The 18,647-nt window shown below is 61.2% G+C and carries 15 protein-coding genes and 1 other RNA gene; 14 read left to right on the top strand and 2 right to left on the bottom strand.

What is annotated here, in order from left to right; all coding sequences use genetic code 11:
- Nucleotides 1-66 precede the first annotated feature (66 nt).
- The 14 genes from FHT93_RS07955 to murB all read left to right on the top strand — a co-directional run bounded on the left by FHT93_RS07955 (nucleotide 67) and on the right by murB (nucleotide 15,944).
- On the top strand, nucleotides 67-1,242 hold the full coding sequence (locus FHT93_RS07955; protein WP_183846983.1) for an FAD-dependent oxidoreductase: 1,176 nt from the start codon (nucleotides 67-69) through the stop codon (nucleotides 1,240-1,242).
- 57 nt (nucleotides 1,243-1,299) lie between these two features.
- Nucleotides 1,300-1,693: RNase P RNA component class A (gene rnpB / locus FHT93_RS07950), an RNA gene on the top strand.
- A gap of 428 nt (nucleotides 1,694-2,121) precedes the next feature.
- Entirely contained in the window at nucleotides 2,122-2,559 is a 438-nt protein-coding gene (gene mraZ, locus FHT93_RS07945; RefSeq protein WP_246715469.1) for a division/cell wall cluster transcriptional repressor MraZ, read from the top strand.
- Nucleotides 2,560-2,576: 17 nt separating this feature from the next.
- Complete coding sequence (rsmH, locus tag FHT93_RS07940; protein ID WP_113115194.1) at nucleotides 2,577-3,602, top strand: 16S rRNA (cytosine(1402)-N(4))-methyltransferase RsmH; 1,026 nt, start codon at nucleotides 2,577-2,579, stop codon at nucleotides 3,600-3,602.
- A 1-nt stretch (nucleotide 3,603) separates the two neighbouring features.
- On the top strand, nucleotides 3,604-4,029 hold the full coding sequence (locus tag FHT93_RS07935) for a hypothetical protein (protein WP_112969248.1): 426 nt from the start codon (nucleotides 3,604-3,606) through the stop codon (nucleotides 4,027-4,029).
- Nucleotides 4,029-5,777, top strand: a complete 1,749-nt coding sequence (locus FHT93_RS07930; RefSeq protein ID WP_112541252.1) for a penicillin-binding protein 2 — start codon at nucleotides 4,029-4,031, stop codon at nucleotides 5,775-5,777. Before FHT93_RS07935 ends, FHT93_RS07930 begins: the two co-directional genes overlap by 1 nt.
- 64 nt (nucleotides 5,778-5,841) lie before the next feature.
- Nucleotides 5,842-7,302, top strand: coding sequence for a UDP-N-acetylmuramoyl-L-alanyl-D-glutamate--2,6-diaminopimelate ligase (locus FHT93_RS07925; RefSeq protein WP_183846981.1), 1,461 nt, complete (start codon nucleotides 5,842-5,844; stop codon nucleotides 7,300-7,302).
- Nucleotides 7,299-8,732, top strand: coding sequence for a UDP-N-acetylmuramoylalanyl-D-glutamyl-2,6-diaminopimelate--D-alanyl-D-alanine ligase (locus FHT93_RS07920; RefSeq protein ID WP_183846979.1), 1,434 nt, complete (start codon nucleotides 7,299-7,301; stop codon nucleotides 8,730-8,732). Before FHT93_RS07925 ends, FHT93_RS07920 begins: the two co-directional genes overlap by 4 nt.
- A gap of 20 nt (nucleotides 8,733-8,752) precedes the next feature.
- Nucleotides 8,753-9,853: a phospho-N-acetylmuramoyl-pentapeptide-transferase gene (gene mraY, locus FHT93_RS07915; RefSeq protein ID WP_183846977.1), complete on the top strand. Its 1,101-nt coding sequence runs from the start codon at nucleotides 8,753-8,755 to the stop codon at nucleotides 9,851-9,853.
- A gap of 7 nt (nucleotides 9,854-9,860) precedes the next feature.
- The gene (gene murD / locus FHT93_RS07910) at nucleotides 9,861-11,273 is read left to right on the top strand and encodes a UDP-N-acetylmuramoyl-L-alanine--D-glutamate ligase (RefSeq protein WP_183846975.1); all 1,413 of its coding nucleotides are present in this window, start codon (nucleotides 9,861-9,863) and stop codon (nucleotides 11,271-11,273) included.
- A 1-nt stretch (nucleotide 11,274) separates the two neighbouring features.
- Nucleotides 11,275-12,429 carry a putative lipid II flippase FtsW gene (ftsW, locus tag FHT93_RS07905; RefSeq protein WP_112541257.1) on the top strand — a complete coding sequence of 385 codons (1,155 nt, stop codon included), beginning with the start codon at nucleotides 11,275-11,277 and terminating at the stop codon, nucleotides 12,427-12,429.
- Between the two features lie 7 nt (nucleotides 12,430-12,436).
- Nucleotides 12,437-13,561 carry an undecaprenyldiphospho-muramoylpentapeptide beta-N-acetylglucosaminyltransferase gene (gene murG, locus FHT93_RS07900; protein ID WP_183846973.1) on the top strand — a complete coding sequence of 375 codons (1,125 nt, stop codon included), beginning with the start codon at nucleotides 12,437-12,439 and terminating at the stop codon, nucleotides 13,559-13,561.
- Nucleotides 13,558-14,973 carry a UDP-N-acetylmuramate--L-alanine ligase gene (gene murC, locus FHT93_RS07895; protein ID WP_112969253.1) on the top strand — a complete coding sequence of 472 codons (1,416 nt, stop codon included), beginning with the start codon at nucleotides 13,558-13,560 and terminating at the stop codon, nucleotides 14,971-14,973. Before murG ends, murC begins: the two co-directional genes overlap by 4 nt.
- Entirely contained in the window at nucleotides 14,970-15,944 is a 975-nt protein-coding gene (gene murB / locus FHT93_RS07890; RefSeq protein WP_112969254.1) for a UDP-N-acetylmuramate dehydrogenase, read from the top strand. The genes murC and murB overlap by 4 nt, the downstream gene beginning before the upstream one ends.
- A gap of 3 nt (nucleotides 15,945-15,947) precedes the next feature.
- Here the strand turns inward: murB and FHT93_RS07885 are convergent, their stop codons facing one another.
- Together FHT93_RS07885 and FHT93_RS07880 are read right to left on the bottom strand one after the other, a co-directional pair.
- The gene (locus FHT93_RS07885; RefSeq protein WP_113145956.1) at nucleotides 15,948-16,877 is read right to left on the bottom strand and encodes an SDR family oxidoreductase; all 930 of its coding nucleotides are present in this window, start codon (nucleotides 16,875-16,877) and stop codon (nucleotides 15,948-15,950) included.
- Between the two features lie 113 nt (nucleotides 16,878-16,990).
- Nucleotides 16,991-18,289 carry an MFS transporter gene (locus FHT93_RS07880; RefSeq protein WP_112969255.1) on the bottom strand — a complete coding sequence of 433 codons (1,299 nt, stop codon included), beginning with the start codon at nucleotides 18,287-18,289 and terminating at the stop codon, nucleotides 16,991-16,993.
- Nucleotides 18,290-18,647 lie beyond the last annotated feature (358 nt).

Genomic DNA, 18,647 nt, shown 5'->3' with positions numbered 1-18,647 from the left:
CTCTGACAGGAGCTTGATGCTTCACGGCGATTGCCATGCTATCGCTACCTCCAAAAGAGGTGAGATATGGCAGTCGACTTCAGGTTCATCGTTATCGGCCGCGGCATGATGGGTGCCGCGGCCGCAAAATATCTGGCCCGCCGGACCGACGGCGTTGCCGTCATCGGCCCGGATGAGCCTGAAGACCGCAAGGCGCATGAAGGCGTCTTCGCCAGTCACTATGACGAAGGCCGCATCACCCGCACCATCGATCCGGACCGCGACTGGGCCTTGCTCGCCAACCGCTCCATCGCCCGCTATGGCGAGATTGCCGAAGAAAGTGGCGTTGATTTCTATACGCAAGTCGGCTGCCTCGCTGTGGGGCCTCCGGGCAGCGATTATCTTGCCGCCACGCGACGGGCTGCAACCTCGCTCGGTGTCGACACCGCTTCTTTCGAGGAAGCCGGGCTGAGGAGACAATTTCCCTACTTTGATTTTCCTGCCGGCAGTACCGGCATTTTCCAAGCAAAGGGCGCAGGCCATATCAGTCCGCGCAAGCTGGTAAAGGCGCAGTCGCTGCTCTTGGAAAAGGTAGGTGCGACTGTCATCCGCGATCACGCCACCTCGATCCGGGAGGAGGGTGGGGTGGCTGTCGTCACGACTGATGGCGGCGAGGTTTGGCGAGCCGAGAAAGTGCTGCTTGCGGCCGGTGGTTTTTCCATTTCGCAGAATCTCTTGCCGCAATCCGTTGATATGACGGTTTACGGGCGCACCGTGACCCTTTTCGAGGTGGCGGAAGAGGATGCGCACCGCTTTGCCGGCATGCCGTCGCTAATCCTCGATGCGCCCGGCATCGATATCTATCTGCTGCCGCCAATCCGTTACTCCGATGGCAAGCTCTATCTGAAGATCGGTGGTGATCCGGACAATCTCGTGCTGAACAACGACAAGGACATGCGTTCCTGGTTCCGCACCGACGGGAGGGAGGTTGCCCGCGAACACTTCAAGAGCATTGTCGCACGCATATTGCCCGAACTCGAGGCGCGGTCCATTTCCAGTGCATCCTGCGTCGTCTCCTATACCAGGAGCCGCTACCCGATGATCGGCTATACCGCTTCGCCGCATATCGCTGTTCTGACCGGCTGCATGGGGACGTCAGCCAAGAGCTCCGACGAGATCGGCAGGCTGGGGGCTGAACTCATTCTGGCAGGCGGAATCAATGATCAGGGCTACGCCACGGATTTCGCACCTTATTTCCGTTAAGCCTGCCCCCGATATTTCGTTGGCTTTTACGGGCTTCCTCGTTTAAGGGAGCCCCTGCCAGTTGGCCGGGCAGCCGCGCTTTACCAATGCCGAAAGGCGGTAGGGTGAGGAAAGTCCGGGCTCCACGGAAACACGGTGCCGGATAACGTCCGGCGAGGGCGACCTCAGGGAAAGTGCCACAGAAAGCAAACCGCCTGTCATGACAGGTAAGGGTGAAAGGGTGGGGTAAGAGCCCACCGCATCTCCGGCAACGGATATGGCACGGTAAACCCCACCGGGAGCAAAACCGAATAGGGATGACGCGGTTGGCGAAAGCCTTCCGGCCTGTTTCTGGGTCAGTCATCCGGGTGGGTTGCGTGAGGCAGCGTGCAAGCGCTGTCCCAGATGAATGGCTGCCACGTTCCGGTTCGCCGGAGCCATACAGAACCCGGCTTACAGGCCAACTGGCGATTAACACCGCGGCGTTTCCATTGCCGCAAAATCCGATTTCTTTCCTGACAAGTCATTGAAATGCCTGAAACCGAGGCGAGGTCTACGGGTCTTGCGCGGCCGATTTTCCCGTTCGGCTGCGGTACTTCAGGCGGCGTCGGAGAATCGCTTTCCTAACCCTTTGTTAAACTTAACAGCTTATAAATGTTCGATACTGCGCCCACCTTAAAAGGGGCTCATCCCATTGACGCCCATATGGTCCCATGCTATCCCAAATGCGCACTGCATCAGGGCAATCATCTGCCCATTCATCGCAAAGCAAAGGCGCCTTCCGGACCGGAAGCGTCGGGAGGACCTTGGTTCTTCCGGCTTGCGAAGCTGTGCCTGACTTAAGGGGTTTCGGGCGGCAAAATGCTTTCCGGGCTCTTTCGGAAACGGATGTTTCGTGTCATGAGCCGCTTCCTTTCGAATGCGACCAACAGGATCGATACCAAGGGCCGGGTTTCCGTGCCGGCGGCGTTTCGTTCCGTGCTGGCGCAGCGCAATATCCCGGAGCTTTACTGCTTCCAGGATTTTGTGTTTCCGGCGATCAGCGTCGGCGGCCCGGATCTTCTGGAGAGGTTCGAGCGGCAGATTGCGGCGGAAGATCCGTTTTCGCCGGAGGCAAACGAGATGTCGCTTCTCATTCATGGGGGCGGGGTCTTCATGAAGCTCGACGCCGAGGGGCGGTTGATGGTCACGGATTTCATTCGCGACTTCACCGGCATTTCGGACGAGGTGACCTTCGTGGGTCGGGCGGATCACTTTCAGCTCTGGCAGCCGCAAGCATTCGCGGCCGCGCAGGCGCAGGCACGAGGGGAGCGCAAGCTGGCGGGCAAGCGTTCCTGAGAGGACGAGGGAACGGAATGGTGGCGAATCCTGGCGGAGGTTCAACTGAAGCCGGTGGCGGACCGGTTCGCCACATTCCGGTTCTTCTCAAGGAAGTGCTTGCGGCGCTGGAGCCTTCTTCCGGCAAGGTCATTCTTGACGGCACTTTTGGTGCGGGCGGATACACTTCCGCCATTCTTGGCGTCGGCGCCGATGTGATCGCGCTCGATCGCGACCCGACGGCGATTGCCGCGGGCCAGGCGCTTGTCTCAGCGCATGGCGGTCATCTCAAGCTCATCCATTCGCAGTTTTCGCAACTTGCCGATCATGCGCCGGAAGGTGGGCTCGACGGCGTGGTGCTCGATATCGGCGTTTCCTCCATGCAGATCGACGAGGCCGAGCGCGGCTTCTCCTTTCAAAAGAGCGGCCCGCTCGATATGCGCATGTCGGTTTCAGGCGTTTCTGCCGCCGATGTCGTCAATCGCGCCAAAGTCGCCGATCTCATCAGGATCTTCCATTATCTCGGCGAGGAAAGCCAGGCACCGCGCATCGCCCATGCCATCGAGAAGCATCGCGCCGAGAAGCCCTTCGAGACGACGCGGGATCTCGCCGGCCTCATCGAGCTGGTGACGCCGCGCAAGATGAAGGACAAGATCCATCCGGCAACGCGCGTCTTTCAGGCGCTGCGCATCTTCGTCAATGACGAACTCGGCGAATTGGCGCAGGCACTGTTTGCCGCCGAGCGGGCTCTGAAGCCCGGCGGTCGTCTCGTTGTCGTCACGTTCCATTCGCTGGAGGACCGGGTCGTCAAGAAATTCTTCTCCGACCGGGCCGGCAAGGCCTCCGGCTCCCGCCATCTGCCCATTGCGCATGAGCGCGCCGCGACCTTCGAGCCGGTCGGCAAGCCGATGGTTTCCGCCAGCGAAGAGGAAGCCCAGGTCAATCCGCGCGCCCGTTCCGCCAAGCTGCGCGCCGGCCAGCGCACCAGCGCTCCCGCTGAAGCCGAAGACATGTCGCTCTTCGGATTCCCCAATCTTGCCAGCCTCGGAAAGCTTGGAGCTTGATATGCTGAGAACGTTCGATCTTGTCCTCATCGGCATCATGACGGCGGCAGCCGCCGTCACCTATACGATCAAGCACCGCGCCGAGCTGAAGCTCGAGGAGGTTCACCGCCTCGAGGCGGAGATCAAGCTGGAGAAGGACACGATCGATCTCCTGAAGGCCGACTGGGCGTTGCAGTCGCAGCCCAACCGGCTGGAGCGGCTGGTCAATGCCTATAACAGCGAGTTGCAGTTGCAGCCGACGGATTCGACATCGCTTGCCCATGCGCGCGAGTTGCCGATGCTGAAATCGCAGGTTCCGCCGCCAGACATTACCGAAGCAAAGGCCGGCGCCAAGCCGGGTGCCGTCGCCAAGTCTCAGCCGGTCCCAACGCGGGCGCCACGCGAAGCCGAAGACGCGGACCAGATCGAGACGGGGGCGCTGGAATAATGTCCTTTCTTTCCCGCATCATGGTGCTGAAGAGCCAGGCGCATTTTTCCGCTGGCGTTTACAATCGTTTCGGCGCTCCCTCGGGTATGGCGATCGAAGGCTCGCGCAAACGCAAGTCGGGGCAGGCCAGAAGCCGTGTCGGCCTGCTGATCGTCGGGTTTACCGCGCTTTATGCCGTCATCGGCGCACGCATGGTCGAATATGCGATGAAGGAGCCGGAATCGGTCTCGTCTATCCTGCCGCCCGACCGGCTGATGGCATCGCGCCCCGATATTGTCGATCGCAACGGCGAAGTGCTGGCGACCGATATCCGCACCGTTTCGCTGTTTGCCGAGCCGAACAAGATCGTCGATGCGGACGAGGCAGTCGAGAAGCTGCAGACGGTGCTTTCCGACCTCGACGTCAAGGATACATACAAGAAGCTCTCGAACCGCACCTCGCATTTCGCCTGGCTGCGCCGTCAGCTGACGCCGAAGCAGCAGAGCCAGATCCTGGCACTCGGCATTCCCGGCATCGGTTTCCGTCCGGAAAAGCGCCGCTTCTATCCGGGCGGCGCGACGGCCGCCCATATCCTCGGTTACGTCAATATCGACAACCGCGGCGTTGCCGGTATGGAAAAATATATAGACGATCAGGGGCTCGCCGATCTCGCTTCGGTGGGCATGACGAGCAACCAGCCGTTGGAGCCGGTGCGTCTTTCGATCGATGTGCGCGTGCAGGCAATCCTGCGCGATGTCGTTGCCAATGCCGTGGTCAATTACAAGGCCAAGGGGGCAGGGGCAGTCGTGCTGGATGCGCATACCGGCGAAGTGATTGCCATGGCATCCGCGCCGGATTTCGACCCCAACAATCCGCAGGAAGGCTCCAAGGACGGCTGGCTGAACCGCATGTCGAACGGCACGTTCGAAATGGGCTCGACATTCAAGACCTTTTCCACCGCCATGGCGATCGATAGCGGCAAGGTCTCGCTGAAGGACAGTTTCGACGCCACCAACCCGATCCGCATCGGCGGCTTCACCATTCACGACTTCCATGGCCAGCGCCGCTGGCTGACCGTGCCCGAAATCTTCGAATACTCCTCCAATATCGGCACGGCGAGAATGATCGATATCGTCGGCATGGAGATGCAGAAGGATTATCTGACGCGCCTCGGCCTGCTGACCAAGATGCAGACGGAACTTCCCGAAGTGAAGATGCCGAGCCAGCCGCGTGTCTGGAAGAAGATCAACTCGATTACGATCTCCTTCGGCCATGGCGTGGCCACGACGCCGCTGCAGACGGCGGTCGCCGGTGCCGCGCTCATCAATGGCGGCAAGCTGATCGAGCCGACCTTTTTGCCGCGTAATCGCGAGCAGGCCGATGAAGTCGCCGAAATGGTCGTCAAGAAAAGCACCAGCGACGATATCCGCTATCTCTTCAAGCTGAATGGCGTAAAGGGCTCCGGCCGCAACGCCGATGTGCCGGGCTTCCATGTCGGCGGCAAGACCGGCACGGCCGACAAGGTCGTCAACGGCCGCTACGCCAGCAACCTGAATTTCAACGCTTTTCTGGCGGCGTTCCCGATCGACAATCCGAAATATGTGGTGCTGACCTTCTGCGACGAACCGCTTGACGGCGAGCAGCATCAGCGTATCGCCGCCTATACGGCAGCCCCCATGGTCAAGAACATCGTGCGCCGTGCTGCGCCCATCCTCGGTGTCGAGCCGGAATTTGGCGAAGACGGCTCGGCCTTGTTGGTGTCTTATTGAGTGTGAATCAATGTCGGCGTCGATTCGTAAGGGGCGGTCGACCTGAACCAGAGAAGTGCATTCGATGAAATTGCGGGACCTCGCCGGAAATGCGTTTCCGGAACTCAAAGCTGAACTCGAAGGGCCGGCCGGCGCGCTGGATGTAACGGGATTGTCTTCCGACAGCCGGAAGATCGTACCCGGGATGGCCTTCGTGGCGATTGCGGGCTCCAAGGCGGATGGCGCGGGCTTCATCGCCGATGCGGTAGCAAAGGGTGCTGCCGTCGTTATCGCATCGCATGCGGCTCAGGCCTCCGTACCGGTTCTGGTCGTTTCCGAGCCGCGCCGTTTTCTCTCCGTTGCCGCTTCGCATTTCTACGGCCGTCAGCCGGCGACGATGGTTGCCGTGACGGGCACGGCCGGCAAGACCTCTGTTGCTTCCTTCGTCAGGCAGATCTGGGCGCATGCCGGCCATGCCGCCGCAATGATCGGTACGACCGGCGTCATCTCGCCGACGCGCAATGAATACGGCTCGCTGACGACGCCCGATACAGTATCGCTGCACGAGCTGCTCGCCGAACTCGCCGATGAAGGCGTCACGCGTGCCTCGATGGAGGCTTCCAGCCATGGCCTCGACCAGTATCGCCTCGATGGCGTGAAGCTCGCGGCAGCCGCCTTCACCAATCTCGGCCGCGACCACATGGATTACCATCCGACGGTCGAAGACTATATGGCGGCGAAGATGCACCTCTTCGACCGGGTGCTGCCGAAGGGTTCGCCCGCGATCATCTTCGCCGACGATCCATGGTCGGAGCAGGCGATCAAGGCGGCAACGGCCGCCGGCCACGATGTTCGCACGGTCGGGCGCAAGGGTGCCTATCTGGCGCTGAAGCGCGTCGAGCATTTTCGTCACAAGCAGGTCGCGGAAATTCACGCCGAGGGTGAGATTTTCGAGGTCGATATTCCATTGGCCGGTGATTTCCAGATCGCCAATGCGCTGGTTGCGGCTGCTCTTGCCATGTCTACAGGCGTTCCGGCAAAGGTCGCGATGGCGGCACTCGAAAAGCTGCAGGGCGCTTCCGGCCGTCTTGAGCTGGTCGGTCATACCAAAGACGGCGCGCTAGCCTATGTCGACTATGCGCACAAGCCCGACGCCCTGGAAAATGTGCTAAGCTCGGTGCGTCCGTTTACGACGGGTCGGGTGATTGTCGTGTTCGGCTGCGGCGGCGACCGAGACCGCGGCAAGCGGCCGATCATGGGCGAGATCGCCTGCCGGCTCGCTGATGTCGTCATCGTCACCGATGACAATCCGCGTTCGGAGGAACCAGCGGCGATCCGTGCCGAGATCATGACGGCGGCGACATGCGCTTCGGAGATCGGCGACCGTGCCAAGGCTATCCGTGAAGCGGTTCTGCAGCTGAAATCCGGCGATACGCTGATTGTTGCCGGCAAGGGACATGAAGAGGGGCAGACGGTCGGCAGCGTCACGCTGCCGTTTTCCGATCATGCCGAAGTGCGCAAGGCTTTGGAGGAGCGGGTACCATGAACTGGCTCTGGACCACCGAAGACATGATCGCCGCGATGGCGGGCCGTCCGTTCGGCTCGCTGCCGCAGGGCATCACCGGCATTTCCATCGACAGCCGCTCGATCGCGCCCGGTGAGGCCTTCTTCGCGATCAAGGGCGACCGCGTGGATGGCCACGATTATGCTTCGATGGCGATGGCAAACGGTGCATCGCTGCTTGTCGTGAGCGAAGCCCGCCTGCCGGCCATGGGGCGCCTGACGGTGCCGATGATTGTGGTCGAGGACGTGCTTGCCGCGCTCGGCAAGCTGGGATTGGCTTCACGCGAGCGCTCGCGGGCCAAGATCATCGCCGTCACCGGTTCGGTCGGCAAGACGACGACGAAGGAGATGTTGCGCCATGTGCTCTCTCCCTCCGGCAAGGTCCACGCATCCGTTGCGTCCTTCAACAATCACTGGGGTGTGCCGCTGACCTTGGCACGCATGCCGATCGACACCTATTTCGGGGTCTTCGAGGTCGGCATGAACCATCCGGACGAGATCCGGCCGCTGGTAAAGATGATCCGCCCGCATGTCGCGGTCATCACGACGATTGCGCCAGCCCATCTCGGCAATTTCCAGAACGTTCAGGAAATCGCTGCCGCCAAGGCGGAGATTTTCGAAGGGCTGGAACCCAACGGCGACGTCATCCTCAACCGCGACAACGATCAGTTCAATTTCCTGGAGCAAACCGCCCAGGCGCTCGGCATCATGAAGATCCATTCCTTCGGTCAGCATGCCAAGGCCGAGTTCCGGCTGGCTGAATTCAACGGCTCGGACGAAAGCTCGACGCTTTGGATGACCGTCGGAGGGGATACCAAGGAGGTGCGCATCGGCGCACCCGGGCGCCACATCGCTGAAAACGCGTTGGCCGCGTTGGGCGTGGTGACGATCGTCGGCGCCAGCCTCGACAAGGCAATCGAGGCACTTGCGACGCTGAAGCCGGAGAAGGGCAGGGGCAAGCGCCATAGGCTTCCGATCGGCAATGGCAGCTTCACGCTGATCGACGAGAGCTACAACGCCAATCCGGCCTCCATGCGCGCGGCGATCGCGCTGCTTGCGGATGCCGAACCGAGCGGCCGCGGACGCCGCATTGCCGTGCTCGGCGACATGCTGGAAATGGGTGAATTTGCCGAGCAGGTCCATACGGAACTTGCCGGCCCGCTGCTGGCTGCCGGTCTCGAACATGTCTGGCTCGCCGGGCCCGAGATGGTGGCGCTGAAAGAATCGCTTCCCGACAGCGTCGCGGTCGAGCACCGCGAGACGACGGAAGAATTGCTGGAATTCGTACTGAACTCGGTCGCACCTGGCGACGTGTTGATGGTGAAGTCGTCTCTGGGGATCGGTTTCGGCAAGATTGTCGCCGCGCTCCTTGACAAGTACCCACCAGTTTCAGACACGCAACGCGAACTATGATCGGGTAAAAGGGGCCTTGAATGCTGATTTGGCTAGTCGAACTGTCGGAATATTTCAAATTTCTGAATTTGTTCAGGTACATTACCTTCCGAGCTGGTGCTGCTCTCTTCACCTCCGCTTTGATCGTCTTCCTTTTCGGCCCGGCCATCATCAACTCGCTGCGCATCCGGCAGGGAAAAGGCCAGCCGATCCGCGCCGACGGGCCGCAGACGCATTTCAAGAAGGCCGGCACGCCGACCATGGGCGGCCTGATGATCCTGGCCGGCATTGTCGGCGCATCGTTGCTCTGGGCCGATCTTTCCAACGTCTACGTGGTGGCGACGCTGCTCGTGACGCTCGGCTTCGGCGCGATCGGCTTCTATGACGACTATCTCAAGGTCACCAAGCAGAACCACAAGGGCTTTTCCGGCAAGGCGCGCCTCGGCATCGAGTTTATCATTGCGGGTATTGCCGTCTATTTCATGATGCGCGCGGCCCTTGCCTCCGGCCCCGCCGGCTCGACCTTCGGCTCCTCGATCGCTTTCCCCTTCTTCAAGGACTTCATGATCAATATCGGCATCATGTTCGTTGTCTTCGGCGGTTTCGTCATCGTCGGCGCTGGCAATGCCGTGAACCTGACCGACGGCCTCGATGGGCTTGCCATCGTCCCCGTCATGATTGCCGCGGCCGCCTTCGGCATCATCGCCTATCTCGCCGGTAACGCCGTCTTTGCAAATTACCTGCAGATCAATTTTGTGCCCGGTACAGGCGAACTTGCCGTCGTGCTGGGCGCCGTCATCGGTGCCGGCCTCGGCTTCCTGTGGTTCAATGCGCCGCCGGCCGCCATCTTCATGGGCGATACCGGATCCCTCGCGCTCGGCGGCACGATCGGTACCGTCGCTGTCGCCACCAAGCATGAGATCGTCATGGCGATCGTCGGCGGCTTGTTCGTCATGGAGACCCTCTCGGTCATCATCCAGGTCGGCTTTTTCAAGATGACAGGCCGGCGCGTCTTCCTCATGGCGCCGATCCACCATCACTTCGAAAAGAAGGGCTGGACGGAAAGCCAGGTGGTGATCCGCTTCTGGATCATCGCCGTCGGCCTTGCCATGCTCGGCCTTTCCACCCTGAAGCTCCGGTGAGGCCGTCATGATCCCCGTCACGACGCTTGCAGGAAAGAAGGTCGCCCTCTTCGGTCTCGGCGGTTCCGGCTTCGCGACCGCCAAGGCGCTCGTTGCGGGTGGCGCCGATGTCATTGCCTGGGACGACAATCCTGACAGCGTCGCCAAGGCCGCGGCAGAGGGCATCACCACTGCCGATCTGCATGGGATCGACTGGAGCGCTCAGGCGCTCTTCGTGCTTTCGCCCGGCGTGCCGCTCACCCATCCGAAGCCTCACTGGACGGTCGACCTCGCGCGTGCCGCCGGCGTCGATATCGTCGGTGACGTCGAACTCTTTGTGCGCGAGCGGCGGGCGCATGCTCCCGATTGCCCTTTCATCGCGATCACAGGAACCAACGGTAAATCGACCACGACGGCTCTGATTGCCCATATCCTGAAATCGAGCGGCCGTGACACGCAGCTCGGCGGCAATATCGGCACGGCCGTGCTGACACTCGATCCCCCGAAGGCCGAGCGCTACTTCGTCGTCGAATGCTCCTCCTATCAGATCGATCTTGCGCCAACGCTCAACCCGTCCGCGGGGATCCTTCTCAACCTGACGCCCGATCATCTCGATCGCCACGGCACGATGCAGCATTATGCCGATGTCAAGGAACGGTTGGTCGCCGGTAGCGGCGTCGCTGTTGTCGGCGTCGACGACAGCCATTCGGCGCTGATTGCCGATCGCATCGAGCGGGCAGGGGTAAAGGTTATCAGGATCTCGCGCCGCAATGTTCTGGCCGACGGCATCTACGCCGAGGGCACGAAACTCATCCAGGCCACGAGCGGCGCCATGCTGCCCTTCGTCGATCTCGATGGCATCCAGACGCTGCGCGGCAGCCATAATGCGCAGAACGCGGCGGCTGCAGTCGCCGCCTGCCTTGCCGTCGGCGTTTCCGCCGAAGAGATCCGCGCCGGCCTTGCATCCTTCCCCGGTCTCAAACATCGCATGCAGCCCGTTGGCCAGCGCGGCAATGTCGTCTTCGTCAACGATTCCAAGGCGACGAATGCCGATGCTGCGGCTCCGGCACTTTCGAGCTACAGCAGGATCTACTGGATTGCCGGCGGATTGCCGAAAGCCGGTGGCATCACGACACTTGCGCCCTATTTTCCGCGCATCGCCAAGGCCTATCTGATCGGCGAGGCGGCGGCGGAATTTGCCGCGACGCTAGGCGAGGCAGCACCCTACGAGATATCCGGCACGCTGGAACGGGCCGTAGCGCATGCGGCAGCTGATGCGGACAAGGATGAGACCGGTCCCGTGGCCGTGATGTTATCCCCGGCTTGCGCAAGCTTCGACCAGTACAAGAATTTTGAAGTCAGGGGCGATACCTTTGTCGGCCATGTGGCCGCCCTTGACGGCGTGACCATGCTGATCAATTCGGCAACAGGAGGCAAATGACATGGTGAGCCGCGCGGAACGTGGAGCATTGGCCGATTGGTTCTGGACCATCGACCGCTTTTTCCTGGCATTGTTCCTCTTCCTGATGGGCATCGGCTTCATGCTGTCCTTTGCGGCGTCGCCGGCGGTTGCCGAGCGCATCGGCCTCGAACCCTTCCACTTCGTCAAGCGCCATGCCGCGTTCATGATCCCGTCGATCGCGGTCATGCTCGGCCTTTCCTTCCTGACGCCGCGCCAGATACGGCGCACCGCCATCATCCTGCTGATCGTTGCACTCGCGATGATGCTGCTGGTGCTGTTCTTCGGCCAGGAGGTCAAGGGCGGCAGGCGCTGGATCTGGATCGCCGGACTTTCCATTCAGCCGTCGGAATTCATGAAGCCGGCCTTCGTCGTCGTTTGCGCTTGGCTCTTTGCCGAACATGCGCGCCAGCCGGAGATACCGGGTAATCTCTTCGCCATCATCCTGTTTGGCATTGTCGTCGCTCTTCTTGTCGCTCAGCCAGACCTTGGTCAGACGATCCTGACGACGGCCGTCTGGGGCGGCATGTTCTTCATGGCTGGCATGCCGTGGCTATGGATCATCGTGCTGGGCGCAGGGGGTGCCGGTGGCCTCGTGACCGCCTATTACGTCTTCCCGCACGTGGCGGGCCGAATAAACAAGTTCCTCACCGGCGAAGGCGACACCTTCCAGATCGATACGGCCCGCGAAGCGATCATTCGCGGCGACTGGTTCGGGCAGGGACCGGGCGAAGGTATCGTCAAGCGCATCATCCCGGACGCGCATACCGACTTCATCTTCTCGGTCGCGGCCGAGGAGTTCGGCATCGTCTTCTGCATCGCGCTCGTTGCCATCTTCACCGTGCTGGTGTTGCGTGGCCTGTCTCATGCCTATCGCGAACGCAACGACTTCAACCGCTTTGCCGTTGCCGGCCTCGTGCTGCAGATGGGCATCCAGTCGATCATCAATATCGGCGTCAATCTCGAACTTTTGCCGGCCAAGGGCATGACGCTGCCGCTGATTTCCTATGGCGGCTCGTCCATGGTGGCAATCTGCGTGACGGCCGGCTTCATTCTGGCGCTGACACGCCATCGCCCGGAAAAACGTGCGCAGGACCGGAGCCTCTTCCGCGTGCCGCACGGCATGCCGGCGGAGTAAGGGTATTATGAGCAGGGGCATCGTCCTTCTTGCCGCCGGGGGCACCGGTGGCCACGTCTTTCCGGCGGAGGCGCTGGCCTTCAAGCTGAGAGAGCGCGGCTATTCCGTGCATCTCGTAACTGACAGCCGCGCCGAGCGTTATGCCGGCAAGTTCCCGGCTGACGAGATCCATGTCGTGCCGTCGGCAACGATCGGTTCCAAGAACCCTGTGGCCGTTGCCCGTTCTCTGTGGACGCTCTGGACCGGAATGCGCAGCGCAAAGCGGCTGATCCAGCGGCTGAAGCCGGTGGTCGTCGTCGGCTTCGGCGGCTATCCGACCGTGCCTCCGCTGCTTGCCGCCACGCGCCTCGGCGTGCCTTCCATGCTGCATGAGCAGAATGCTGTGATGGGGCGCGCCAACAAGGCGCTTGCGCCGCGCGTCAGGGCGATTGCCGGCGGTTTCCTGCCTGAAAGCGGCGGCACTTTTTCCGACAAGACGGTTGCGACCGGCAATCCCGTCCGGCCGGCCATCCTTGCCGCGGCCGAACAGCCTTACAAGCCTTCGCATCCGGGCGAGGATTTCAACCTCGTGGTCTTCGGCGGCAGCCAGGGCGCGCAATATTTCTCCAAGGCGATGCCGACGGCCATCAGCCTGATCGACGATGCGCTGCGCGCGCGGCTGAAGGTGACGCAGCAGGTTCGCACTGAAGATATGGATATGGTGAGCGGCTGTGTGGCGCAGTTGCAGATGGGCGCGGATATCGCGCCGTTTTTCAACGACATGGCGGAGCGCCTTGCCAAAGCGCATCTCGTCATCTGCCGTTCCGGCGCCTCGACGGTTTCGGAAATTTCGGTGATAGGGCGTCCGGCGGTGCTGGTGCCTTATCCGCATGCGCTCGACCACGATCAGGCGGCGAATGCGGCGGCGCTCGCGGCAACCGGTGGGGCCAAGGTGATCGCACAGTCGGAGTTGTCTCCGGAGCGTATCGCCTCCATCCTGACGCATGTGATGAACGACCCGGAAAAACTTGCCAACATGGCGGCGGCCGCCAAACTCGCGGGAAAACCGGATGCAGCAAACTTGCTTGCCGACATGGTTGAGGCTATTGCGGCCGGCAAGACAGTTGCAGAATTCAAGGGGGCACGCGCATGAAGCTGCCGAAGGCAATAGGCCTTGTCCATTTCATCGGCATTGGCGGTATCGGCATGAGCGGTATCGCAGAGGTGCTGCACAATCTCGGCCACAGGGTGCAGGGATCGGATCAGTCCGACAGCGCCAATGTCCAGCGCCTGCGTGACAAGGGCATCGAGGTCTTCGTCGGCCACAAGGCGGAAAACCTCGGTGACGCCGAAGTGGTCGTCGTGTCGACCGCGATCAAGAAGAGCAATCCGGAACTCGTTGCCGCGCGCGAAAAGCTCCTGCCGGTCGTCCGTCGCGCCGAAATGCTGGCCGAGCTGATGCGCTTCCGCAATGCCATCGCGATCGGCGGTACGCATGGCAAGACGACGACGACCTCGCTGGTCGCTACGCTTCTCGAAGCCGGCGGGCTGGATCCGACCGTCATCAACGGCGGCATCATCAATGCCTATGGCACGAATGCGCGCATGGGCGAGGGCGAGTGGATGGTGGTCGAGGCCGACGAGTCCGATGGCACCTTCCTGAAACTGCCAGCCGATGTCGCCGTTATCACCAATATCGACCCCGAGCATCTCGACCATTACGGCAATTTCGATGCCGTCCGCGCCGCGTTTCGCCAGTTCGTCGAGAACGTGCCTTTCTACGGTTTCGGCGTCATGTGTCTCGATCATCCGGAGGTTCAGGCGCTGGTCGGTCGGATCGAAGACCGCAAGGTCATTACCTACGGCGAAAACCCGCAGGCCGACGTTCGCTTCATGAACGTCCGCATTGATGGCACGCGCTCGATCTTCGATGTGGAGATCCGCCGTCGCCGCACGGGACAGGTCACACGGCTCGACAATCTTGTCATGCCAATGCCTGGCCGTCACAATATCTCGAATGCCACCGCGGCCATTGCCGTTGCCAACCGGCTTGGCATTTCCCGTGAGGATATCGCCAAGGGGCTTGCCTCCTTCGGCGGCGTGAAGCGTCGCTTCACGCTGACGGGCGAGTGGAACGGCGTGCAGATCTTCGATGACTACGGCCACCATCCGGTCGAGATCAAGGCAGTGCTGCGCGCTGCCCGCGAGGCCTGCAAGGGCCGGATCATCGCCGTGCACCAGCCGCACCGTTACACCCGCCTGTCGAGCCTGTTCGAGGAATTTGCGGCCTGCTTCAACGATGCCGACAGCATTTTCATCGCACCCGTCTATGCCGCGGGTGAGGATGCGATCGAGGGCGCGGATTCGGAATCGCTGATTTCCCGCATCAAATCGGGTGGCCATCGCGATGCGCGCTTCCTTCCTTCGGCGGAAGCTCTACCGCAGATGGTAGCAGAGATTGCAAAACCCGGAGACTTTGTAGTTTTGTTGGGTGCTGGTAGCATTACATATTGGGCAGCAGCGCTGCCGAAGCAGTTGCAAGACCTTTCAGGAAAATCCGCATGAAACAGGTTAACGGAGAAAAGCTACTTGCCTCTCTTGGAGAGGGCGTAAAGGACATTCGTGGCCGGCTGACGCCGGATGCTCCAATGGATCGCGTCACCTGGTTCCGCGCCGGCGGTCTGGCCGAGCTGATGTTCCAGCCGCATGACGAGGAAGACCTGATCGCCTTCCTGAAGATACTGCCGGATGAAGTGCCGCTGACGGTGGTTGGTGTCGGCTCGAACATCCTGGTGCGTGACGGCGGTATCCCGGGCGTGGTGCTGCGCCTCTCGGCCAAGGGCTTCGGCTTTGTCGAGCTCGCCGGTGAAAACCGCATCGTTGCCGGCGCGATCTGCCCGGACAAGCATGTGGCGGCCATGGCGATGGATAATGGCATCGGTGGTTTTGCCTTCTATTACGGCATTCCGGGCGGTATCGGCGGCGCTGCCCGCATGAATGCCGGCGCCAATGGATCCGAGACGAAGGATCGTGTGGTCGAGGTCCGTGCGATCGACCGCAAGGGCAACAAGCATGTGCTGACGAATGCCGAGATGGGCTATTCCTATCGCCATTCGGATGCTGCCGATGATCTGATCTTCACCTCGGTGCTGTTCGAAGGCTATCCGGATGATCGCGCGAAGATCCGCGCCGAAATGGATGCGGTGCGCAATCACCGCGAGACGGTGCAGCCTATTCGTGAAAAGACCGGTGGTTCGACCTTCAAGAATCCCGAGGGTCATTCCGCGTGGAAGCTGATCGACGAGGCGGACTGCCGCGGCCTCGTCATCGGCAGCGCTCAGATGTCGTCGCTTCACTGCAACTTCATGATCAACATGGGGCAGGCTACGGGCTACGATCTCGAATATCTTGGCGAGGAAGTGCGTCGCAAGGTTTTCGAAACGGCCGGCATCAAGCTCGAGTGGGAAATCAAGCGTCTTGGCCTCTTCATGCCGGGCCGCGAGGTTCGCCCCTTCCATGGCATTACGTCAGAATAGGCTTCACTTCACCGCGAGCTTGAGGCCTTCACGCGGCGTGACGACGGGCGACCAGCCCAGGACGTCGCGTGCGTGGGATATGTCGACTTGCAATGAGCCGCAGAGGCGCTGAAAGACGGCTTCCTTTCCCGTAATCCTCGCTGCCATGTGCATCAGCGACGGCGGGAAGGGAAGGAGTGCTGGCTTTACGCCAAGCCCTGCGGCGATCCCTTCGATCAATTCTGGTGTCGAAAGATCCTCCCCATCTCCTGCAAGGAAGGTTTCTCCTGCAGCGGCGGGGTGCTGCATGCAGGTGATGATCAGATCGACAAGGTTTTGCACAGCGACCAGTGTGCGACGGTTCTTCAGCGACGCGAAGGGCAGCGGCAGCTTCTTGCGGACAAGGCCAACGAGCAGGGCGAAGTTACCGCGTGCACCGGGGCCGTAGACCAGCGGCGGGCGGACGATGACGACCTCCATGCCGGTGAGCGCGGCAATCTCGCGCAGGCCGATTTCGCTTTCCATTTTCGAAATGCCATAGGGATCGATGGGCTTCGGTTGGTCGTCGTGCCGGAAGGGGCGATCGTTCTCCTCACCATTGACCTTGATCGTGCTGATGAAGACGAAGCGCTTCACGCCGGCGCGGGCGGCCTGTCCGGCGAGATTGAGGGTAGAGGCAGTGTTGACGCGGCGAAAATCCGCCAATGGATCGCTCGACTTGTCGTTCATAATGTGAACGCGGGCGGCGAGATGGACGATAACGTCGATGCCTTGGAGGGCAGCGGTCCACTCGGTCGTCTCGGTGATGTCGACGGGAACATGCCTGACATCCAATGGGAAGGCAGAATTTGCGGATCGTGTCGTGGCCGTCACGTCCCAAATCCGTTCCCTGTGCAAACGCTCGACGAGAGGGGCGCCGACGAAGCCGGCAGCGCCGGTGACGAGGCATCGCATGATCTTCTCCCTGTTTGCCGATGGAGGCTCTCGCTAGCCGGAACTGCCGATCGCATCAATAAAAAAAGCCGCGACGGCGACCGTCGCGGCTTTTTGTCCAGACAGTCAGTAGCTCAGACTTCTTCGCGACCCGACAGCAGGATGCAGATCAGGGAGATCGCAGCCGAGGCGGTGAGATAGTAGCCGACGTAATTGAGGCTGTAGGTAGTCGCAAGCCAGGTGGCGATATAGGGAGCAAGCGAAGCGCCGAAGATGCCGCCGAGGTTGAAGGTCATCGAGGCGCCGGTGTAGCGCACCATGGTCGGGAAGGGGGCGGCAAGGGCCGCACCGATCGGGCCATAGGTGAAGCCCATCAGGCCGAGCCCGATGATCGAGCACAGGAAGGCGCCGGTCAGGCCAGCCGTCAAAAGGCTTGCATAGAAGAAGCCGAAGATGGCGATGGCGATCGTCGTCAGAGTCAGGATCATGCGACGCGAGTAGCGGTCAGACAGCCAGCCGGAGAGCGGGATCGTCAGGCCGAAGAAGACGACGCCGACCAGCTGGACGACCAGGAACTGCTCACGCGTGTAGCCGAGTTTCGTCGTGCCCCAGGACAGTGTGAAGACCGTCATCAGGTAGAAGAGGACGAAAGTGGCAACGGCGATGAACGTGCCGAGGATTAGGCTGCGCAGATGACCGCGGAAGACGGTCGCGACCGGAACGGCGACTCGCTCGTGTTTTTCGACAGCCTTCTGGAATTCCGGGGTTTCGGCGATCTTCAGGCGAACATAAAGGCCGACGGCGACGAGCGCGAGGCTGGCGATGAAGGGAATGCGCCAGCCATAGGCGAGGAAGTCCTCGTTGCTCATGGTTTCCGCCAGGATCAGGAAGAAGCCGGAAGAAAGAATGAAGCCGATCGGCGCGCCGAGCTGCGGGAACATGGCGTACCAGCTGCGCTTGCCGGGAGGAGCATTTTCGGTTGCGAGCAGCACGGCGCCGCCCCATTCGCCGCCGAGGCCGAGGCCCTGGCCGAAGCGGCACAGCGCAAGCAGCAGCGGCGCGGCGATGCCGATCGCATCGTAGCCGGGCAGGATACCGATCACGACGGTCGACAGGCCCATGGTCATGAGGGCCGCCACGAGTGTCGCCTTGCGGCCGACCTTGTCGCCGAAATGGCCGAAGACCACGGCGCCGAAGGGGCGGGCGAAGAAGGCGATCGAGAAGGTCACCAGCGACTGCAGGAGCGCAGAAGTCGGGTCGCTCGACGGGAAGAACAGGTGTGGGAAGACGATGACCGCTGCCGTTGCATAGACATAAAAGTCAAAGAATTCGATGGTGGTGCCGATGAGGCTCGCGATCAGAACACGAGCCGGGGAATTGACTTGCGTGCTGTTCGAAGCGGGAGTCGGCGATACGGATACCGCGTCAGACATTATTATTCCATTCAGTTTACAGATTGCCTCGGGAAGGCCCCACGGGTCTTAACGCAATTTTCATCACGCGCAACGCCAAAAGACGCAAGAATATAACGGAAATTGTACTATTTTTCCGCCGCTGCCTCCGCCGATCAGAGCATCCCCTTTCAGGCGGCGGATTTGTTTCCATCCAGGTCATTTTGCTTCTCTTGCGTTGACCTCAACGGGTGCGGACAGGCATGCGAGGGGCGACTCGCATTAATTAATGACGGCGCCGTGTCTTGTCGGCGTTCCCGCAAGTCGACGGTTCAAACAGGACCGCCGCTTCGCTCGCCTTATTCCGGTGCGGATGAGCGCGACTCCATATGTCCTTGAA

Origin of the sequence: Rhizobium sp. BK379 (assembly GCF_014193955.1) — a bacterium.
GTDB lineage: Bacteria > Pseudomonadota > Alphaproteobacteria > Rhizobiales > Rhizobiaceae > Rhizobium.
Note: the sequence above shows the minus strand (reverse complement) of the source record. Positions and strands in the feature narration are given on the sequence as shown.